Source organism: Sinorhizobium terangae, from assembly GCF_029714365.1.
GTDB classification, from domain to species: Bacteria; Pseudomonadota; Alphaproteobacteria; order Rhizobiales; family Rhizobiaceae; genus Sinorhizobium; species Sinorhizobium terangae.
Genome location: NZ_CP121661.1, coordinates 497,076 through 516,995, shown reverse-complemented (window position 1 = coordinate 516,995; position 19,920 = coordinate 497,076). Strand labels below are relative to the sequence as shown.

General features: G+C 58.4%; 20 protein-coding genes and 1 pseudogene. 14 read left to right on the top strand and 7 right to left on the bottom strand.

What is annotated here, in order from left to right; genetic code table 11:
• Nucleotides 1-43 precede the first annotated feature (43 nt).
• The 3 genes from QA637_RS30630 to QA637_RS30620 form a co-directional block, all read right to left on the bottom strand.
• Nucleotides 44-445 carry a DUF3085 domain-containing protein gene (locus QA637_RS30630; RefSeq protein WP_283067667.1) on the bottom strand — a complete coding sequence of 134 codons (402 nt, stop codon included), beginning with the start codon at nucleotides 443-445 and terminating at the stop codon, nucleotides 44-46.
• A 12-nt stretch (nucleotides 446-457) separates the two neighbouring features.
• The gene (locus QA637_RS30625) at nucleotides 458-1,060 is read right to left on the bottom strand and encodes a DUF1419 domain-containing protein (RefSeq protein ID WP_283067666.1); all 603 of its coding nucleotides are present in this window, start codon (nucleotides 1,058-1,060) and stop codon (nucleotides 458-460) included.
• A gap of 74 nt (nucleotides 1,061-1,134) precedes the next feature.
• Complete coding sequence (locus tag QA637_RS30620; protein ID WP_283068062.1) at nucleotides 1,135-1,968, bottom strand: DUF3991 and toprim domain-containing protein; 834 nt, start codon at nucleotides 1,966-1,968, stop codon at nucleotides 1,135-1,137.
• Between QA637_RS30620 and QA637_RS30615 the strand changes: the two genes are divergently transcribed.
• The gene (locus QA637_RS30615; RefSeq protein ID WP_283068072.1) at nucleotides 1,939-2,136 is read left to right on the top strand and encodes a hypothetical protein; all 198 of its coding nucleotides are present in this window, start codon (nucleotides 1,939-1,941) and stop codon (nucleotides 2,134-2,136) included. The genes QA637_RS30620 and QA637_RS30615 overlap by 30 nt on opposite strands.
• 151 nt (nucleotides 2,137-2,287) lie before the next feature.
• The gene (locus QA637_RS30610) at nucleotides 2,288-2,479 is read left to right on the top strand and encodes a hypothetical protein (RefSeq protein ID WP_283067665.1); all 192 of its coding nucleotides are present in this window, start codon (nucleotides 2,288-2,290) and stop codon (nucleotides 2,477-2,479) included.
• Nucleotides 2,480-3,169: 690 nt separating this feature from the next.
• Here QA637_RS30610 and repC read toward each other — a convergent pair.
• Nucleotides 3,170-4,435, bottom strand: a complete 1,266-nt coding sequence (repC, locus tag QA637_RS30605; RefSeq protein WP_283068061.1) for a plasmid replication protein RepC — start codon at nucleotides 4,433-4,435, stop codon at nucleotides 3,170-3,172.
• Between the two features lie 661 nt (nucleotides 4,436-5,096).
• On the opposite strand from repC, the gene QA637_RS30600 reads away from it, so the two are divergent.
• The 7 genes from QA637_RS30600 to QA637_RS30570 all read left to right on the top strand — a co-directional run bounded on the left by QA637_RS30600 (nucleotide 5,097) and on the right by QA637_RS30570 (nucleotide 12,618).
• Entirely contained in the window at nucleotides 5,097-5,576 is a 480-nt protein-coding gene (locus tag QA637_RS30600) for a DUF2867 domain-containing protein (protein WP_379937361.1), read from the top strand.
• 399 nt (nucleotides 5,577-5,975) lie between these two features.
• The gene (locus QA637_RS30595; protein ID WP_283067662.1) at nucleotides 5,976-6,317 is read left to right on the top strand and encodes a carboxymuconolactone decarboxylase family protein; all 342 of its coding nucleotides are present in this window, start codon (nucleotides 5,976-5,978) and stop codon (nucleotides 6,315-6,317) included.
• 148 nt (nucleotides 6,318-6,465) lie between these two features.
• Entirely contained in the window at nucleotides 6,466-7,056 is a 591-nt protein-coding gene (locus tag QA637_RS30590; RefSeq protein WP_283067661.1) for a NodA family N-acyltransferase, read from the top strand.
• A 203-nt stretch (nucleotides 7,057-7,259) separates the two neighbouring features.
• Nucleotides 7,260-8,273 (top strand): LysR family transcriptional regulator, encoded by a 1,014-nt coding sequence (locus QA637_RS30585; RefSeq protein ID WP_283067660.1) that lies wholly within the window; start codon nucleotides 7,260-7,262, stop codon nucleotides 8,271-8,273.
• A 632-nt stretch (nucleotides 8,274-8,905) separates the two neighbouring features.
• Nucleotides 8,906-9,964, top strand: a complete 1,059-nt coding sequence (locus tag QA637_RS30580; protein WP_283068059.1) for a LacI family DNA-binding transcriptional regulator — start codon at nucleotides 8,906-8,908, stop codon at nucleotides 9,962-9,964.
• A gap of 231 nt (nucleotides 9,965-10,195) precedes the next feature.
• Nucleotides 10,196-11,329 carry a histidinol-phosphate transaminase gene (gene hisC / locus QA637_RS30575; RefSeq protein ID WP_283067658.1) on the top strand — a complete coding sequence of 378 codons (1,134 nt, stop codon included), beginning with the start codon at nucleotides 10,196-10,198 and terminating at the stop codon, nucleotides 11,327-11,329.
• A gap of 260 nt (nucleotides 11,330-11,589) precedes the next feature.
• The gene (locus QA637_RS30570) at nucleotides 11,590-12,618 is read left to right on the top strand and encodes an LLM class flavin-dependent oxidoreductase (protein ID WP_283067657.1); all 1,029 of its coding nucleotides are present in this window, start codon (nucleotides 11,590-11,592) and stop codon (nucleotides 12,616-12,618) included.
• 53 nt (nucleotides 12,619-12,671) lie between these two features.
• Here the strand turns inward: QA637_RS30570 and nodD2 are convergent, their stop codons facing one another.
• Nucleotides 12,672-13,598, bottom strand: coding sequence for a transcriptional regulator NodD2 (gene nodD2, locus QA637_RS30565; RefSeq protein ID WP_283067656.1), 927 nt, complete (start codon nucleotides 13,596-13,598; stop codon nucleotides 12,672-12,674).
• 201 nt (nucleotides 13,599-13,799) lie between these two features.
• On the opposite strand from nodD2, the pseudogene QA637_RS30560 reads away from it, so the two are divergent.
• Nucleotides 13,800-13,997: pseudogene (locus QA637_RS30560) on the top strand (acyltransferase); the annotation flags it as partial.
• A gap of 170 nt (nucleotides 13,998-14,167) precedes the next feature.
• Here the strand turns inward: QA637_RS30560 and QA637_RS30555 are convergent.
• Entirely contained in the window at nucleotides 14,168-15,379 is a 1,212-nt protein-coding gene (locus QA637_RS30555) for a beta-ketoacyl-[acyl-carrier-protein] synthase family protein (protein WP_283067654.1), read from the bottom strand.
• Between the two features lie 8 nt (nucleotides 15,380-15,387).
• Entirely contained in the window at nucleotides 15,388-15,639 is a 252-nt protein-coding gene (locus QA637_RS30550; RefSeq protein ID WP_283067652.1) for an acyl carrier protein, read from the bottom strand.
• Nucleotides 15,640-16,638: 999 nt separating this feature from the next.
• Here QA637_RS30550 and QA637_RS30545 point away from each other — a divergent pair.
• From QA637_RS30545 to nodS, 4 genes are read left to right on the top strand one after another with little or no spacing between them, the layout of a single operon-like run.
• Nucleotides 16,639-17,229 (top strand): NodA family N-acyltransferase, encoded by a 591-nt coding sequence (locus QA637_RS30545; RefSeq protein ID WP_283067650.1) that lies wholly within the window; start codon nucleotides 16,639-16,641, stop codon nucleotides 17,227-17,229.
• Nucleotides 17,226-17,885: a chitooligosaccharide deacetylase NodB gene (gene nodB, locus QA637_RS30540; RefSeq protein ID WP_283067648.1), complete on the top strand. Its 660-nt coding sequence runs from the start codon at nucleotides 17,226-17,228 to the stop codon at nucleotides 17,883-17,885. The genes QA637_RS30545 and nodB overlap by 4 nt, the downstream gene beginning before the upstream one ends.
• A 13-nt stretch (nucleotides 17,886-17,898) precedes the next feature.
• The gene (nodC, locus tag QA637_RS30535) at nucleotides 17,899-19,236 is read left to right on the top strand and encodes a chitooligosaccharide synthase NodC (protein WP_346283797.1); all 1,338 of its coding nucleotides are present in this window, start codon (nucleotides 17,899-17,901) and stop codon (nucleotides 19,234-19,236) included.
• 38 nt (nucleotides 19,237-19,274) lie between these two features.
• Complete coding sequence (gene nodS / locus QA637_RS30530) at nucleotides 19,275-19,889, top strand: nodulation methyltransferase NodS (RefSeq protein WP_283067646.1); 615 nt, start codon at nucleotides 19,275-19,277, stop codon at nucleotides 19,887-19,889.
• Nucleotides 19,890-19,920: the final 31 nt, after the last annotated feature.

Below are 19,920 nucleotides of genomic sequence, written 5' to 3'. Positions count from 1 at the left end.
GCAGCCGTTTATGGCTGGCTGTGCGGCCATGGCCGGCAAAGCGCTAGGCGCGCTCGACTACCGAAATCTGCATGGTGTCGGCCAAGAACACGACGCGAAGATGCGTGGCATTGGGGCTCGCCGCGATCATCGCCTCCAGCCGCTCGGCATCGATAAAGTCGACACCATCGTCGCCGCCGAATGTCCGACGCTTGGCGTCAAGCCAGTCGTCGTTACTGGTCGGATTGCGCTCTTCGGCAAAGACGACAAGGGCTTTCGCGCCGTCGGCAAGCTTACCGTTCGACAAAATGTAAACCCCATGATCTCCGACCAGCCAGAGGCCCGGCTGTTCATCCTTGCCGGGCAGGAGTCCGTAATAGGGATTGCGAAAGCCGCCATTGGCTTCGGCATCGGCGCGGCCGCGCGCGATCACCTCGCGCACGGATGCGATCGGGAACGTGAGCATGACAGCACCTCCTCATGCCGCGATCGGCGAGAGATAGCGCAGATGCACCGGCAGCTTGGCGGCGATCTCGTCGTCGGTCAGGTCTTCCAACAGCTTCAGAAAGGTCCCCTCTTTCCCGCCATAGAGCATCACGGTGCGTTTGCCGCGAGAGGCCGCCGGCCAGCGCTCACCGGCATAGCCGCGATAGTCATCCGCCGTGCTGCTCCAGATATGCTCGAGGCGCTCCTTCCGTGTCATGGCGAGCACCGGACGGCTCTCGCGATCGACAATCGCAACGCGCATCGCCTCAACGAATGCCTTATCTGAAAGGTCGCAATAGCCGTGAAAATATCGGATCGCCTCGTCGATCCGGAGCGCGAAGAACACGCTTGCCACCGATCCAGTCAGCAGCTCACACATGGCGAACATCGAGCCGCGGATCCAGAGCGGCGGAAGGACTTCGAACATGTAGTCGTGTTCGGCCTCGGCGATCTCGAACCATTCGCCGGCATGGAGCCGGGTTGAGTCTCCTTCCCAACGGTTGGGTCGCTGCGCGTGGCGATCGAACATGCGGAACATCTGCTGGCGGCTTGCGACGCCCTGAAACACCTTACGGATTGCGGGAGAAGAGGTCATCTGCGGCTCCTTGCGCGTTTACCGGACCGAAGGCGCGGCACAGTCCTCTCGACCTTGCCATCCTCTTCGGTCCTTCATGACCCTTTCGAGCCGCCGACATCGCGACCGGCCGGGTCAAGGACCGGCTTAAGCCGGGCGAAGCCTTCCTTGACGTGGGCGGCGCGAATGCGGCACGCCTCTTCCTCTTTCCGTCTTGTGTCTATTTCCTTCTCCCTGACCTTCAGGGTCTCATTCCAATCCTCCTCGGGCGGGCGAAGCCGCATCCAATCGCAGCCGGCGTCGTTGGCAAGTGACCGCAGTCGCTCGGCAAACATGTCACCTTGTGAATTGGCGTCTGTTGCTGCGACCAACTGGACGTCAGTCCGGAAGGCCAATTCCCGCAACGCCCCTTTCGTGGTCGGAGACCATCCGCCGCCGGTGCTGAGATAGAGCGTGCCCTCACGCAATCCTTCGATCGCCGCAAGACTCAAAGCGTCGATCGCGGCTTCCGTGACGGCCAGGCGAAACGCGGTTCCAGATCCAAGGCGGAAGAGAACCTTCGTTCCTCCGGAGGCGAAGCCCCGGTATTGCGGGCCTCGCGCCTCCCATCCGGTCACAACGCCGGCATGGTCCTTGTGCGCTGCCCACATGCTGCCATAAGGGCCTTCCCGAAGAAGGTCGCATTTTAATGCCGCCCGGAGCAAAGCCGCCGGAAGGCAGCGCTCGTCTTGGAGGTAACGCCATGTCGACGAGCCGGGCCACGGGCGGCGGCGTGCATGCCAACGAGCATGAAGGGAGAGCTCGTGCCTTCCATTGCACGTTGGATTCCGCCACTCTGGCTTAGTGATCTTAAGACCGACGAGATCTGCAACCTTTTCGGCGCCTTCGAGAAAACCGACATGGTCGAGATGCTCGACAAGCCCGAACACATCGCCTTTCGCGTCGCTGAGCGGATCGAACCAACCGCGTCCTTCATGCGTGACGATGATAATCTCACCGCCGCGGCGAAACTTGACCGCGCGCCGTGTGCTTTCCTTGATATCGATTGCGAAGTTCGCCTGTTCGAGCACGATCGCGCAGCTCACTTTGCTGCGTAACGCCTCTATCTCTCTTCTTTTCATTTTGCTTCCGATCGCGCAGCGACCGCCCTCCATGACCCTTCATTGCCCGTTGTTTGGTGGGCGCCTTTCGGCAGGCCGCGAAGAGCAAAGGCCGCAAGAGCGCGGGTGGCAATTGTCGGACTATGCAATGCTGACGTCGGCCGCGGCGCAGCTTCCCTTGCGGCCTGCCGCACGCAAGCGGCACAAAAAAGCCGAGGCCGGCTCAATGAGCCGGCCAGGGGAAATGTTCGCGCACGATGGCGAGATCGTCGTCGTCGATCTCATAGGAGGGGAGAACGCCGTATTGACCGTCGATCGGGAAACTGTGGGTGCCCCGTAAGACGCAAGCAGTTTTCTTGGACCGTTTGCACGTTGGCGGATGCTGCCATCTGTCCGGCCTCTTGGTGCAGCGCCTGGGCTGCGGCCCCGTATGGGATTCGGACCGGATCCACTTCTGCCTGAGCGTGCTCGCTGGCACGATGGAGGGCCTTGGTTCGTCCGATCAAGTCTTGCCGAAAGTTCTGCCATACCCAACTTTGACCGAAGAGGCCTGCGAGGTCCGCCACCAACATCCGCAGTTTGCGCACCAGCATCTGTTGCAGCAATGGACCCTTCGGGGCGGCGACGGTAATGCGCAATGGCGCGTTCACGCCAACAGCGCGTGAAAACGACGAGCACTCGTGCCGTTGCCAATCAGTGTGCAACAAAGCCTTTCTCCCTAGCCTGTGATGCGGCTGGAGACGGCATTGCATGTAGCGTGCCAAAGGAGAAAGTCGTTTGGAAATACCGTGCTAGGTTAGTTCCGACGCTATGTTTGTCCGACATTGTCGGGCATACGACAACGCAGGAGCGCGCTTGAACGACGCTTGCATTCCGTTCCGCGGCGAAGGCTCCCGTGCCCGGCCGCCGAAATTGCAATCTTCCCTGGATGAGTTTTCGCAGGATCAAGCGCGCGAAAAAGAGGTGCCGCGTCGAGATACTCATCGACAGCGGCAGATCCTCGCGGCTCTGCAGCGATGTAACTGAGAACTTACTCCAGCCGTTCTATGGTGTAGCGCGCCGCGAGCCCAAAGATCGAACGGGAAAGGTGAAGTTCGCCGGCGACCGCACGCCCGGTCATTGCCCGCAAATAACCGTCTGGCGAAGAGATTTCCTGCCGATCGAGCTTCTGCAGGGTTATGGCGATGGCAACGGCGGCCTGCTGCTCGCCCATTTGATCGACGGCGCGGCGCCGCGCATCGTCCGAAATACCGGCAATTCGGCACATTTGCGGAGCGATTCGGGCCAGATCGGCCCAACTGCTGGGCGGCGCGAAACCGTAAGTGCTTAGTGCCGGTATGGCTCGCAATAGGTCCTGCAGCGCAACCAATTCCTGCCGCGAATGACGTGGTTGTTTGATTCCGCTCCTGCGCCGCCTCAGGCTTGCTTCAAAAGCACATTCGCTGGCGGAGCCAGCGCTAACTGATGTCAGTTCGGGGGTAGCCGAAGGCCGGTCATCATTACTCTCTTCATGTGAATTAGGGCTTGTAGTCTGTTTGTGCGTGTCGCTTCCGGCACACCTGCATGCCGAATCCTGCGGTGCGAACGCAAGTTCAGGCCGTCGTGGGAGTTGCATAGCGCGCTCCACAAACCACTCTAAAAGCGCGGTCGCGCGACGCAAAAGCACGCTCGGTGCCCTCGTCGCGATACCGACCAAAGTGATGACTTTTTCAACACGCACCTCGAGCCGGGCCCGCGTGCCTTGCGGAATGCAGTTAGCAAACGCGAGCGCACGACGGAGATTACGCAACGCCCCACGATACCGCCGCAGCGCTGCATTTGCGGCGGCCTTTTCGACTCTGGCTTGCCTTACGAGTTCATCAAGCTCGCGGTAACGAGCGATGAGTATTCGCATGTCGATCCCGCAACCGTCTACAACCGTGCCTTCGATGTTTCGGGTAGGATAGCGCTTATAGTTGCCGCTGTCCTGCATGGTGATCAGACCGGCGTCGAAGAGGTTCGACAGCAGCCGGCTGACACGTCCGGCCGAACGATTGATTTCGAAAGCAAGCTGCTGGTTCGACTTGAAGATGATTGGCCGGCCGCCCTTTTCGAAAGCGTCCGCAGGTGCCGTGTTGATCAGTGTGGTCAATAGGTACGCCTCGGTCGCATTGACCATCCCCGTGCAGGGCAGATTTTGCGCAAGCACGGCGAGCTGTCCGCGTGTCACAGTCCCGATCTCAGCCGATAGTGCCAGGCGTCGGAATTCGGCACGTTTGGGCGTCTGTCTACGGCCGATCGACCGTTTTGGTGGCATCGGTTCTCGCACAGTCGTCTCCTGTGTTGGAGACCAGACAAAGCAACTCCGTTCACCGAAACGGTGTTTTTTAAGTTGACAGAGGAAGTGAGGTTTGCTACTCAAATTTTGGCGAAATTGATTATTAGCAAACCGTTTCCGAGATTTGTTTCGGGGGCGGTTTTTCTTTTCTGGTCCGGTCGGTTTTTCTCCGTTGCAAGATTGGAATACATTACTCGGAATCGAAATGACCCCTGCGTAATGTTGCGCGACCATAAACCGAATGATCTTTTTGGCGCAACAATCGTGCAGCGCCGCTGATAGAGCGACTCTAGTCGCCGCAAGGCCATGTGCTGCCGGCCTCGCTATGCAGGGACGCGAGCTGCCACCAGATTTGCATTTGAGCCGCGCTGTCTGGCTCCGATGCTATCTTTGCGCTCAAGCGGTTGCGCCTCTATGGGCTTATGCGACACGCCATGCGATTTGATGAAATGTCGTCGTCCCTAAAGGCTCTGCGGCTCCTTGAGTGAACGCACCGTGCGACGATTGGCGTGCGGCTGCGACAAGCGGCCACCTACCTCATGCCGGCTTCCGGCGCAATCATGAGCCATTCAGCGCTGCTGTGACCGCCCCGGCGAACCGATAGCAAAGGCGAAAGGAAGCGTTCATGAGACCACGAAGGGTGGCCATCAGCCTGCCGAATCCTTGGCTTCCCGGAGCAGACTGGGCCGACCGTCACGAGCTTCTTTTCTTCACCGAGCGGGTGACTGCGGCGGAGGCGGCGCGGCGAGCACTTGGGAGCGCATCCGGGTGGGTGCAAAGTCTTGTGACATGGCACAACCGCCTCGCGCCCATAATCGGGCTGAGCGAAACCGCGCACCCTGCGCATTCAGGCCTGATCGGTACCTTTCCGCTCCTGCACAGCGACGATCGCGAAGCCGTCGTCGGCTATGATGCCCGGCACTTGCATTTTCGTATTGTCGTGGATGTTCGTGAAGGCCCTGCTGACGGCCAGGTCATCGGCATGACCACCTTGGTGCGCCGCAGGAATGCGTTCGGGCGGCTTTGTTTTGCCGCCGCCATACCTTTGCATATGGCGATCGTCCCAGCCTTGCTGACGGGAGTTAAGCGACCCGGACATGGTGCTTCGCGGGAACGGTGAAGTAGAAGCAAGATTGAACACAGTTGCCCTGCGGCACTATCCCACAGGAAGTCGCTGGCGATGTGCTCCCCACCCAACGGGGGATGTAGTGGGCCGGAAGCTGGGGCATCACGGATGCGGGCAAGTCCAGGAAGTGCGTTGCGGAGGCCGTCCAGCTGTGTCACGGAAACGAACCTGATACGGAACGCGATTTTGGGAGGCGATGCTGTTTCTCTGATCCGAAGAGGCCTCCTGGATGATCGGCACGATTCTGTCGCGACGCGCTGGGGGCGGTCTGCGGGACTTCGCCAAGCTTGAGCCGGGAAGTGCTGCGCGACCTTCACACGATCGAAGTCAGCGGGGCCAAGATCGGTACTCTGGAATCGGAAGACGCATGACCTTATCGCACTTGGCTTTCCGGTGACCACGCGATGCGACGACTGCATTGCCGTTCACGCGAAGAAGGCGGTCGAACTCGGTGCATTACATAACGAGATTGCCGAGGCCCTCGGGGTGCTGATCGCGCTCAATGCGGGCGCGGCGCTTAGCCTATACGGCGCGTTTCGACGCCGTGTCGGCCCTACCGAAGGCGTGATCCCAACCCCGGTACGGCGCGCACTTTCTCGAACGCGCCCCCTTCGCTGGTCGCGTACTGTGACCCCTGCCTTGAGAACGGGTTGGCAGATATTCTACACAGATTGTCAGTTCATCGAAAGACGGCAAATTAGCGATGCGTTATGCTCCGATCATCGCAGGCTCTGATCCCCCATGTCATCGGCGGTCATGAGGGCCTGTCAATTGGGTGGCGCCTACGCGGTGGTCCGACTGCTTCTTGCGGAAGCGAGCGATAACTTGGACGCAAGGTCGATACCTCCCAACTCCACTGAACAGAAAAAAAGAGGTTCTTTGCATGCGCGCTGACGTGCGATGGAAATTGTGCTGGGAAAATGAGTTGCAACTGTCCGACCACGTTGAACTCACAGACTTCTTTCGGAAGACCTATGGACCGACCGGGGCCTATAATGCAAAGCCGTTCGAAGGCAGTCAAAGCTGGGCCGGAGCAAGACCTGAGCTTCGTGCAATCGCCTACGACTCGAGCGGTGTAGCGGCCCACATGGGCTTACTGCGCCGTTTCATCAAGGTTGACGGAGTCGACCTGCTGGTGGCTGAATTAGGCTTGTATGGGGTGCGTCCGGATCTTGAGGGACTCGGGATCGCCCATTCGATCCATGTCATGCTTCCAACACTGCAGGTGTTTCAAATTCCATTCGCTTTCGGTACCGTTCGGCCCGAGATGCGGAAGCACATCGAGAGGTTCGGCCGACACGGTCTGGTGACCGTTATGACCGGGATCACCGTACGCTCCACGCTGCCACACGCGCGTACCGACCTGCCGCCCACGCGCGTCGAGGATCCACTTGTCATCGTCCTGCCTGTTGGACGGCCGATCTCCGACTGGCCCGCCGCCAGGATAATTGACCGGAATGGACCAGAGCTATGAGCTATCTCTATTGCTGGTCCGAAGCGCAGACGCTTATTTGCGATCTCACGCAGCCACGCCCGCAATTCAACACCGGCGGTCGGTCGGACCGACAGCGCACCGGTCGGCGAATACAGGCGGTGAGTTCTGACAAGTGTATTCTTCTAATGAAGCAGCCGATCGATGGTTCGGCTGGCATACATCCACACGGTGGATAAAGAGACATGCGGTTCAAGGGCCTTGATCTAAATCTCCTGGTTGTGCTCGACGCCCTGATGACCGAGCGTAACCTCACGGCGGCGGCCCGCAGCATCAATCTCAGTCAGCCAGCGATGAGCGCGGCCGTCGCCCGGTTACGTACCTATTTCCGTGATGAGCTGTTTACGATGGCTGGCCGCGAATTTACCCCTACGCCGCGTGCGGAACGGCTCGCGCCCGCGGCACGCGAGGCTCTACTGCGCATTCAGCTCTCGATCATTTCCTGGGAGCCGTTTAACCCGGCCCAGTCGGATCGTCGCTTCAGGGTCATCGTTTCCGATTACGTCACATTCGTCTTTTTTGAAAGGATCGTCGAGCGTGCGGCGCGTGAAGCGCCCGCCGTTAGCTTCGAATTTCTTCCCCCATCCGACGACAACGAGGACCTTCTTCGGCGCGGCGACGTCGATCTACTAATTCTGCCGGAAATCTTCATGTCGAACGCTCGTCCTCGAACGAGATTGTTCGACGATGTACACGTGTGCGTCGGTTGTCGCACGAACGAGCAGCTGTCAGAGCCACTTACATTCGAGAGATACATGTCGATGGGGCACGTTGTGGTCAGATTCGGGGATAGCCTGAGACTGGGTATCGAGGAACGGTATTTGGTCGAGCACGGCCTGAAGAGACGTATCGACGTCGTGGTACAGGGCTACAGCATGATTCCGCCCATGCTGGTGGGGACCGAGCGTATAGGAACCATGCCTTTGCGGCTGGCGCAGCATTTCGCAAAAACAATGCCGCTGCGGATCGTCGAGCTCCCGCTGCCACAACACCTTCCGTTCACCGAGGCCGTTCAATGGCCTGCCCTTCACGATAGTGACCCGGCAAGCCTGTGGATGCGCGAGATGTTAGTACAGGAGGCGTCCAGTATGGTTTCGCCGCTTGCCACGGCCGAGTCCCCCATCGAGCCTGGATCGCGAAGGGATGTTTGTCCGGGTCGCCCCGCGAAGACGAACGCTGCGGAGAGTTCGCGGGCGTGATCCGTCATTGTCTGACCGGCATAATGCGCGAGAGCGGTCGCGGATCAAGGGAGCCCCTCGCGGCGTGCCCATCTCACCCGTGGCGCCTACACTGGCGCTGATGGCGATGCTTGTTGGTGGTGTCGGCTACATTCGGCTTGGGGCCAACGAGCTTGTCTGCGGTGGTGGGACAAGATGCTTACGAAACTACCACGCTCGAGCAGCGCGGCAGAGGCGATCCGTTATGCGATTACCTGCTGTGCGTCGCTTTGCCGCGTCCTCGACGACGGGAGATCGAGACCGACGACAACGTCGCCGAGCGGGCGATCCGGTTGACCATGCTCGGCCGCCCGCCGGAACGCGATAGCGCGGCTCTGTTTCGCCGCCGCGATTCCGTTGCACAAGGTGATCGTCCAGATCTTGCTGAGGGAGTTGCGCGGTCCGGCTTGGCCTTTCAGGGGAACGGTGATGCACAACGACGGATTGAAATCGCCTTTGCTCATTTACTCCACTTCTTGCGTCTCTGCCCTCGGGCGCCTTTCTGCCGCGGTGCATCGGAAATCAGCATCAAAGCCGTGGATGGGTTGATAGATATCCATCAAAATACATCATGTCTTTGCATCTTTCTCGATGACAATTTATCAGATAGAGCCATGACCAAGCGTCCCACAATTGGCGATCTCGCACGCGAATCCAGAGTCAGCGTTGCGACGGTCGATCGGGTTTTGAACGCCCGCCATCCGGTACGGGAAGAGACCGCGCGGCGCGTCTACGAGGCGGCCCGCGCGCTCGGTTATCCTACGGCTCGCCTCATGGAGCAGCCGGGGCCGCGCCATCTGCCTCACTATCGGCTGGGTTTTATTCTTAGAAAGCCCGCACACCCCTTCTTTGCCGCCTTTGCACGCGAAGTCGAGGCGGCAGTGAATGCCGCACCATCTTTTCATGGCATTCCGTCCATCGAGTTCGTTACGTCGAATGCACCCGGCGACCTGGTCGTGCTACTCAAAAATTTGGGCGCACGCTGCGATGCGATTGCCATGGTCGCTCCGGACCACCCGACGATCACGGAAGCAGTCGAAGATTTGAAGGTAAAAGGCATCCCGGTCTTCTCTCTGCTTTCCGATTTCGCTGCGGGCGCACGCGCGGGCTATATTGGGCTCAACAACCGGCAGGTTGGGCGGACGGCGGCCTGGATGGTGGCCAAGGCCGCAAAACGGCCGGGCAAAGTGGCGGTCTTCGTTGCAAGTCACCGTTCCCAGGGGCAGGAGCTTCGCGAAATCGGATTTCGTTCGTATTTCCGTGAGAACGCGCGGACCTTCGAGGTGCTCGATACGCTCGTAAGCCCTGAGACACGGCAGCTCACCTATGAGGCCACTCTCGATCTCATTCACCATGAACCCGAGCTCGTCGGATTTTATGTGCCTGGTGGCGCTATGGAGGGAGCCATCGCGGCTCTACGCGAGAGGCGCGAAAGCCGAAATCTTGTCGCGATCGTCAATGAGATTACGCCGGACTCACGGGCGGCGCTCGTAGATGGCATTATCACGATGGCGATCGCCACGCCGCTAGGGCGGCTTTGCCGCGAGCTGACGACGTTGATGGCACGGGTAATCGAAACCGGAACTGCAGATCCTTCAGGGCAAATCGACCTGCCGTTCGATATCTACTTGCCAGAAAATACTTCATACCCGACCGAGATCCGCAAGCGCTGAGAATTCTATCACCATGATAGAATAAAGATAGAATCCCATCATTGTCTCAGTGAATTCGTTGACCACTCTCCATCAGTCTGATCTCGTGAGCGTGTTTCTGCGGCACGGCGGTCTGACGCAGAAGATTCGGCCGCGCTCCAGAGAGGAACGCCCAAGCTAGGCGTCACCCGCTCCGCTTAACACTCAACTACCGGCGGTGCTTCGCACGGGTAGACTGAAACGGAGAAATATATGCCTGACGCAAAATTGCAGAGCGTGCTTTCATCTCTTTCGCAGCAGGCGAGTGAGTTAAATGCTCTGCCGTCCACTTGGCCGGTGCCTGATGCTCGCTGTGTCAAACTTGACACGAATGAGAATCCATTTGCGCTACCGCCACCCGTGATGCAAAGCGCCGTTGCGGCGCTCGAACGCCAGTATCTCTACCCGCAGGATGATAACATCAGCTTGAGGGAAGCAGCCGCCAAAGCTTATGGCCTCTGCAGGGATCAGGTGATTGCCGGCAACGGATCGTCTGAACTGCTAGGGCTCATTTATAGGGCTTTCCTTGGTCCGGGCGACGCCGTGGCGATGGTTTCGCCAGGTTTTTCGTTTAACCGCAAACTCGCCACGTTGCAGGGTGCACAATTTCTTGAGGTCCCGTTGAGCGAAGCTTATTCGCTGCCGACAGAGCAATTGCTTTCCGGCGCCGCCAAAGATGCGAAGTTCATTCTAGTAGCCAATCCGAACAACCCTACCGGAACATTTGTGCCGGTGGCCGATATCGAAGGCCTCGTAGCCCAATCGAACCGGTTGATCGTCCTGGATGAGGCCTACGTCGACTTTGCACCGGACAATGCGCTACGCCTTCTCGATCGCTATTCGAACCTTCTGGTCTTGAGAACATTCTCGAAAAGCTATGCCGCCGCCGGCATTCGCGTTGGTTTCGGTTTTGGTCATCCCGAGATTATTGGAAGGCTGCGCAACCTTCAGAACGTCTTCAACATGAACGTGATCGGCCACGCGGTTGGCATCAGCATCCTTTCCCATCGCGTTGCCTATGAAGAGAACCACAGACATATCAAAGGTGAAAGACAGAGAGTAAGCGTCGCCCTGTCACAGCTTGGTTTCTCTGTAACAGCCTCCCACGCCAATTTCTTGCTGGCCCAAGTGCCTTCGGGACAAGACGGAACCTGGTGGCAAGCATCCCTGAAAAGGCGAAAGATACTCGTTGCCGTCTTCCCTGAAGATGGTCTGGAAAACTGCATCCGCGTGAGCATCGGTACCAAACCCCAAATGGATGCATTTCTCGCAGCCGTCAGCGACATTTCTCACTGGCTTCGAAACGACTCCGGTGTGCATCGCACTTCCACTGATCTTCAAACTTAGGCAAGCCCACATCCTCGCTTTGTAAAGCTGCGAACGAAGAACGGGCGTCACCTGTCGCTGGAGCCGCTCAGGAAAACTCCTGGGGGTATAAGCGGTGCGAGTTGACGGCGACCGCTTCAAGACCGCGCCGCCGGCGGCGAACTTGGAAGGACAATATCTACTTGAGGAACAAGACCATTCTCGAACCAGAAAGGCATCAATGCCAGTGGTCGCTTGGGGGCAGCGGCCGAAACTTCCGCGCCAGAGTTGGAGATAATTGAATGAAAAACAGCTCTTCTTCAAAACTCGCCATCGGCATCTTCGACCACTTGGACGAAAATGGCAGCGATATCGCCCGACAATACGCGGATCGCCTGACGTTAGCTGAGACGTGTGATCGCCTCGGTTTCTACGCGTATCATCTCGCAGAGCACCACTTTACCCCTCATGGGAGAAGCCCGGCGCCAAATCTGTTCCTGTCGAGCGTTGCACAGCGAACCCACAATCTTCGTGTCGGCCCGCTCGTAATGCTGCTTAGCCTTTGCCATCCGCTGCGCGCGTTTGAAGAGATCTGCATGTTGGACCAATTGAGCGGCGGCAGGCTCGAACTGGGCCTAGGGTGCGGCTCCCTCCCGATCGAATTGGGTTACTTCGGAATTGGTGCCGACGCGGCACCGGAACGCTATGCGGAAGCCAGCAAAATCCTTATGAATGCGATGAGAGGCGGAACGCTATCCTATCAAGGTCAGTATTTTGAGCTGAACAGCGTTCCGTTGACGCTCAGGCCTCATCAGCGTCCGCATCCCCCGACATGGATCGCCACCAACCGACCCGAGTCCGCAAGCTGGGCGGCTGCGAACGGCGCAAATATCGCGTGCGTTGGGCCGTCCTGGACAGTCCGCAAGATAACTGACGCCTACCGAGCCCATCGAGAGTGCAACATTGGCGTAGACGATCAAGCACCGTTTCTCGGTTTGCTCCGCATGGTCGTCGTTGGACGCTCTGAGAAAGAAGCGCGTTCGCTCGCGGTGCCTGCTTACGAACAATGGCTCAAGAGCTTCAAATTCCTCTACGACCTCAATGAAATCCCGACACCGCCAAACCTGCCCTTGACCTTCGATGCGGCGATTGAAAGTGAATTGTGCGTAGCAGGAACGGCGACTTCTGTGCGACAAGCTCTTCTTGGTCAGCTCGAAGCGGCAGGCGCCAACTATCTTCTGTGTCAACTCGCATTTGGAAATCTGCCATTAGAGGCTTCGCTCTACACCGCAACAACCATTCGATCCGAAATTATGGATCCAGTGGGCTAACGGCGAAATCCGCCAACTTCCAAGCTCCGACTATTCGAGAGTGCCGCATAGCGTCACGGGAACTCATGAGGTAAACCCATATGGGACGCCTCCTGTACTAACATCTCGCGCATCCAGAGGCTTGCCGGATCACTATTGTGAAGGGCAGGCCATTGGACGGCCTCGGCGAATGGGGGAAGTGGCAGCGGGAGCTCGACGATTCGCAGGGGAATTGTTTTTGCGAAATGCTGCGCCAGCCGCAGGGGCATGGTCCCTATACGCTTGGTCCCCACTAGCATGGGGGGAATCATGCTGAAGCCCTGTACGACAACCTCGACACGTCTCTTGAGACCGTGCTCGCGCAAATACCACCCTTCGATGGTGGGTTGTCGGGTATTCCCGAACTTGACGGCAACGTGCCCCATCGACATGTATCTCTCGAATGTAAGTGGCTCTGACAGCTGCTCGTTCGAGTGGCAGCCGACACACACGTGCACCTCGTCGAACAGTTTCGCTTGAGGATGAGCGTTTGACATGAACATTTCCGGCAGAATCAGAAGATCGATGTCGCCGCGCCGGAGAAGGTCCGCATAGTCGTCGGCAAGAGGCAGAAATTCGAAGCTGACTCCGGGAGCTTCCCGCGCCGCACGCTCCACGATCCTTTCAAAAAACACGAGTGTGACGTAATCGGAAAGGATGATCCTGAAACGACGATCCGATTGGGCCGGGTTAAACGGCTCCCAGGAAATGATCGAAAGCTGAACGCGCAGCAGGGTCTCGCGCACCGCGGGGGCGAGCTGCTCCGCACGCGGTGTTGGGATCAGTTCGCGGCCACTCATCGTAAAGAGCTCATCGTCGAAATAGGTGCGCAATCGGGCGACGGCCGCGCTCATCGCCGGCTGGCTCAGATTGATGCTGCGTGCGGCTGCCGTAAGGTTCCGCTCGGCCATCAGAGCGTCGAGCGCAACCAGGAGATTTAGATCAAGGCCCTTGAACCGCATGTCTTCATCTATCTGTGGCGTGAATGCGCGCCATCCAAACAATCGATTTTACCGATTTATCGGCTTTCTGCATTAGAAGGATATCAATCGATGGAAATCAAGGGCATCGACGGCAAATTGCGAGTGGCGCAGGAAGACAGTGAAAGTGGTTAGATAGCCATCAGCTCTGGACATGGTCCCATGAAGGATTCTGCGAACTCAGCTTTCGGCACGGTCAGCCACGCGCTGCAGCGGCATCTTGAGAGGTTCCGCCGACATAGTCCGGTGACCGTTTTGTCGAGGCTTCGCGTGCGGTCCACGCTGCCAGACGCGGGTCTCGACAAACCGCCCACGCGCACTGAAGATGCACTTGTCATCGTTCTACCAGTTGGACGGTCGATCTCCGATTGGCCCTCTGGTAACGCGGAGCGTCTGTTGCGTGGCGCCTATGTCATGATTGCGCTCGCGACGATCGCTGTGCCTTTCTTCCTGTCAGGCCGGGGCCTGCGTGAGCTCAGAAAATAGCTTGGGCGCGCTCACATTTGCGGCAGAATGTTCTCTGGCTTCAGTTCGCCTATTTCGCCGGAGCCTCAGGTTGCCGTAATCGCCACCACGGCGTTGGTGCCGCCGAAGGCAAAGGCATTGCTGATCGCTGCCCGCACCTTGCGCTCGCGCGGAGTGTTGGGTGTCACGTCGAGGTCGCACTCGGGATCCTTCTCCCGGTAGTTCGCAGTCGGTGGGATGATCCCGTCGCGGAGCGCCATGACACAGGCAATCAGCTCGAGGGCGCCGGATGCCCCCATACAGTGGGCATGCATCGACTTGGTCGAGGACACCGACAGGGCATCGGCGTGATTGCCGAAGACGCGGCGAATTGCCTGCGTCTCGAGCCGGTCGTTGTATTTGGTGCCTGTGCCGTGCGCGTTGACATAGTCAATGTCCTCAGGGAGGAGACCGGCATCGGCAAGGCAGGCCTTCATTGCGGCGATCGGGCCTTCGACGGTCGGAGCGACAATATCGGATGCGTCTGCGGACATTCCCGTGCCGGCAAGCTCGGCGAGGATCGGGGCGCCGCGCGCCACAGCGTGCTCATAGGTCTCGAGGACCGCCATGCCCGCGCCTTCGCCGAGCACCAGGCCGTTCCGGTCGGCCGAGAACGGCCGACAAGTCTCGCGGGCGACAGCGCGCAGCGCTTCCCAAGCCTTCAACACACCCCAGGCGAGCGGTGCATCGGTGCCGCCAGCCAGCATGACGTCAGCCCTGCCAAGCCTTAGTTGGTCGATCGCTGATATGAATGCGTGGTTTGACGACGAGCAGGCCGAGGTAACGCCGAATACCGGCCCGCGCAGACCATAGAGCATGCTGACTTGGCTGGCCGGCGCGCCTGGCATGGCGCGAGGCACCGCGAAGACATTGGTGCGTGATTTCCTGTCGACGAACAGCCCGCGATAGTTCTCTTCCAGCGTCTCCGCACCGAAGATGGCGGTACCGACAACCGCGCCGATGCGATCGGTGTTGGTGTTGTCCACGATGAGCCCGGATTGCCGCAGTGCCTCGCCGGCAGCAAGAACAGCCAGCAGACTGTAGCGGTCCATCGTCGTCAGGCGCTTGCGGTCGAACTCGACCTCGGGCAACTGCTTGACCTCTGCGCCTGTGCGGATTCTCGACTCATGGAAGGGTGTCGTCGTGATCTCGCCGATCGCCGATCGGCCTGCGCGCATCGCCTCCCAGATGGAGGGCGCGCCGACGCCCATGCCGCAGATGCCGCCGAGGCCGGTTATAACGATCCGGGAACGGGCCATGACGAATGTTAATCCTTGGCTGCAATCAAGGCGCGTGTGGCCTCGATGAGGTCGCCGACGGTCCTGAGATTGCTCCAAGCCTCGGAAGTGTCCATCTCAATGCGGATATCGTAGGAATCCTCAAGATCGAATACGATGTCGGTCAGTTCGAGCGACTGGATTTCAAGAGCCCCGAGCTCGGAGTCAATAGTGACTTCTTTGTCGGTGTCCGCATGAACTTTTATCTTTTCGATGATCTCGGTTGCCAGTTGATCGGCCATTGCCTTCCCCAATTTATTCGTTCAATTCCCTTTGCAACAAAGCTGAGCGGACTGGCTCTGTCTGCCTTCGTTGCGGACAACTCTGTCTTGTTCAATAGCAACTATTGGTCAGTCTTCATTTTGCTTTAGTGGCAGCCAAGGCCAGTTGGACGCACCCAATCCCACAAAGAATCTTGCGTGAAATCCGGCGTGTGAAGGAATGCCCCACCTCACTAAATACTGTGTCGTCTTGTGTTAGCGGTTGCATATCCTCGCGTAAGTGTCAGTAGTTAACATTAGTCGTGATGGTGCAAATGTTGTTGCACGAGAATTCACGCTTTCATCCATGCAGCTTTCCGCAATATCGGTAAAATCGATTGTTTGGATGTCACACATCCACATGTTGGATGCGCCGCAGGCATACTTGGGGCTTCTGCAAATGGTCGTCTTTCGAAACATTGGACGTCGGATTGGGCGGAGTCTGGGGAGGAACAACATTTCCATATCCACGACGGCTGGTAGCGCGATCCTATACGCGGCGGTGTAGGATCTTTGGTATTCGATCTGGGGAGGCACGCATCGGTCAACCTATTGAAAATAGCCGCATTGCCGCGCTGATCGCCGGTTGATGCTGCGCGCCGCCGCGGTGAGGTTAAGCTTGCTCGTCAGAGCGTCCAGCGCGACCAGAAGATTCAGATCAAGGCCCTTCATCATCCATAACGTGGATGGGTGCTATCCAAACAATCGATTTTACGAATTTATCGGCCTACTGCATTAGAAGACCATCACTTGACGGAAATCAAGGTCATCGACGGCACATTTGCAAGTGGCGCAGGAAGGGACCGGGAGTGGTTAGGGAGCCCATCAGCTCTGGAACGGAGTGCCACCAAGGCTTCGAACGTTCCAATTACATGTCATCGGACCGCTGACAGCAGCCTCTGACATTGACCATTCGCCCACAGCTTCGATCGTACGATCGGGCGCCTCTAGCAAACAGCAAAACAACAAGGAGGGCTTTGCATGCGCTGCGAGGTGCGGTGGAGTCTATGTTGGGAAAATGAGTTGCAACTGTCCGACCATATCGAACTCACCGAGTTCTTTCGGAAGGCCTATGGGCCTACTGGGGCGTTCAACGCAAAACCATTCGAGGGTAGCCGAAGTTGGGCCGGAGCCAGGCCCGAGCTCCGCGCAATCGCCTACGATTCTCGTGGTATTGCTGCCCATATGGGCTTGTTGCGCCGTTTCATCAAGGTCGGCGAGGTCGATCAATTAGTGGCTGAACTAGGGTTGTACGGGGTCCGTCCGGACCTTGAGGGACTCGGAATCGCCCATTCGATCCATGTCATGCTTCCAGTACTGCAGGAGCTTGGCGTTCCATTCGCTTTCGGCACCGTTAGGCACGCGCTGCGCAAGCATGTAGAGCGGTTCGCCCGATACGGTCTGGTGACCATTTTGTCGGGGGTTCACGTGCGCTTCACGCTACCAGAGGCGCGCCTCGACAAGCCACCCACGCGCACCGAAGATGCACTTGTCATCGTTCTGCCAGTCGGACGGTCGATGTCAGACTGGCCCGCCGGTACGACAATCGATCGGAACGGACCAGAGCTATGACGCACGTTAATTGCTTTTCCGAAGTGCACAATGTGTGCACCGACGGTACCGGTCAGCACAGCGTTTATCTGACGTTCGATGACGGGCCTCATCCATTTTGCACACCGGAAATCCTCGATGTGCTGGCTGAACACCGGGTGCCGGCGACATTCTTCGTCATCGGCCAGTACGCGGCCGACCAGCCCAACCTGATCCAACGAATGATTGCCGAAGGGCATGAAGTCGCTAACCACACAATGACTCATCCGGACCTGTCCAAATGCGGACCCGACGAAATACAGCAAGAAATACTGGAGGCGAACAGAGCCATCACAATGGCGTCCCCGCGAGCCTCGGTGCGGCACATCCGCGCTCCGTATGGGATCTGGACCGAAGAAGTGCTCACGGCGTCAGCGGACGCTGGACTGAATGCGGTCCACTGGTCGGTGGATCCGCGAGATTGGTCCAGTCCCGGGATCGACGCCATTGTCGATGGAGTGCTCGACTCCGTCCGGCCGGGTGCAATTGTGCTGCTGCACGACGGATGCCCTCCCAGCGAGTTGCAACCCGGCACTGACCGCGGTCTGCGCTACCAGACCATCCTGGCGTTATCCAGCATAATTCCAGCCTTGCAAAGCCGCGGCTTTGTATTCCGCTCGCTTCCTCAAGATTACTGAAGACGAGATCCCCATGAATTTGCTTGACACAACCAGCACTGTCGCCATCTCGCTTTATGCGCTGCTCTCGACTGCCTATAAAAGCATGCAGGCCATTTACTCTGTGCCGGCATACGATTCATCGGCGTCTGAGCGCCCGGCCGGCTTCGACGAACTACCGAGCGTAGATGTCATCGTCCCTTGCTTCAACGAGGACCCGCGCACGCTTTCGGACTGCTTGGCTTCCATTGCGGACCAGGTATACGCGGGGCAACTGCGGGTTTACGTGGTTGATGACGGTTCTGGAAATCGCGACGTCTTGCGACCTGTGCATGAGACCTACGCGCGCGACCCCAGGTTCAAGATCATTCTGCTTCCGCAGAATGTTGGCAAGCGCAAGGCGCAGATCGCCGCGATACGCCGCTCAGATGGAGATATGGTGTTAAACGTCGACTCAGACACGATACTCGCGTCGGACGTCATCTCGAAGCTTGTACCGAAGATGCAAAATCCAGCGGTCGGGGCGGCCATGGGGCAGTTGACGGCCAGCAACCGAGACGACAGTTGGTTGACCAGGTTGATCGACATGGAGTACTGGCTGGCTTGCAACGAGGAGCGTGCTGCACAGGGTCGCTTCGGTGCCGTTATGTGCTGCTGCGGCCCATGTGCCATGTATCGCCGCTCTGCGCTCGTTATGCTGCTGGACCAGTACGAGTCGCAATATTTTCGCGGCAAGCCGAGCGACTTCGGCGAGGATCGCCACCTCACTATTCTCATGCTGAAGGCAGGCTTTCGAACTGAGTACGTGCCGGACGCCATCGCGGCTACAGTCGTTCCTAACAGGCTAAGGCCGTATCTGCGCCAACAACTGCGTTGGGCACGGAGCACGTTCCGGGATACGTTGCTGGGGCTTCGCCTACTGCCCGGCCTTGATCGCTTTCTGACGCTGGACGTGGTCGGACAAAATCTCGGGCCGCTGCTTCTTGCGCTATCGGTACTAACGGGCCTCGCACAGCTTGCACTGACTGGCACCGCGCCTTGGTGGACGATCCTGATGATTGTGGCCATGACCGGCATTCGCTGCAGCATTGTGGCGTTTCGGGCCCGCCAACTTCGATTTCTGGGCTTTTCTCTGCACACATTCATCAACATCTTTCTGTTGCTGCCGTTGAAAGCCTATGCGTTGTGTACATTGAGCAATAGCGACTGGCTGTCGCGCGGCTCCGCCGGCAACTCGTCGAACAAGACGGGGAAACAGGCCCCCATCCAAAGTCCGGTCACTGAATTAAGCAATGCAGAATTCTCGGCACATGCGACGCCGCTTCGAAGGCTAAACCTCGCGCGCGATTCTTCGAGGTTTAGTGACGTCTGACTGCATTTGCAGCGACGAGTGATCGTTACTTTACCAAGGTGGACGAGTTGACACAAAATTATCAATTGCTGAATCGGGAGCTGGCCGCAGACGATCCGTGGCGGCTCGACGGCAACCCGTTCGAGCAGAAGCGTTACGCGCAAATGCTCCGATTGTCGCTTGCCGAAGGTTCTATCACACATGCACTCGAAGTCGGATGCGCTGCTGGCGCATTCACCGAGAAATTGGCGCCCCACTGCCAACGGCTCACCGTGATCGATGTCGTGCCGCAAGCGATTGCTCGAGCGCGTCGACGAATGAAGGAGCCGCCGCACATCAACTGGACAGTCTCCGATGTTCAACAGTTTGCGCCTGATGAGCGGTTCGATCTGATCGTTGTGGCGGAAGTGCTCTACTACGTTGGAGAGATAGCCGATATGCGGGCGGCCGTCCGCAATCTGGTGCGGATACTTGCGCCAGGTGGGCATCTGGTCTTCGGATCGGCGCGCGATGCCAATTGCCGGCGCTGGGGTCACGCAGCTGGTGCCGAGACGGTCATCGCCATGCTGAACGAGACGTTGATCGAGGTAGAGCGGCTTGAGTGCCGGGGTGAGTCGGTCAACGAAGACTGCTTGCTCGCCCGTTTCCGGAAGCCGGTTTCCGGTTCCTTATGAATTGAATTGTCGACGTTAGACATTGGAGACA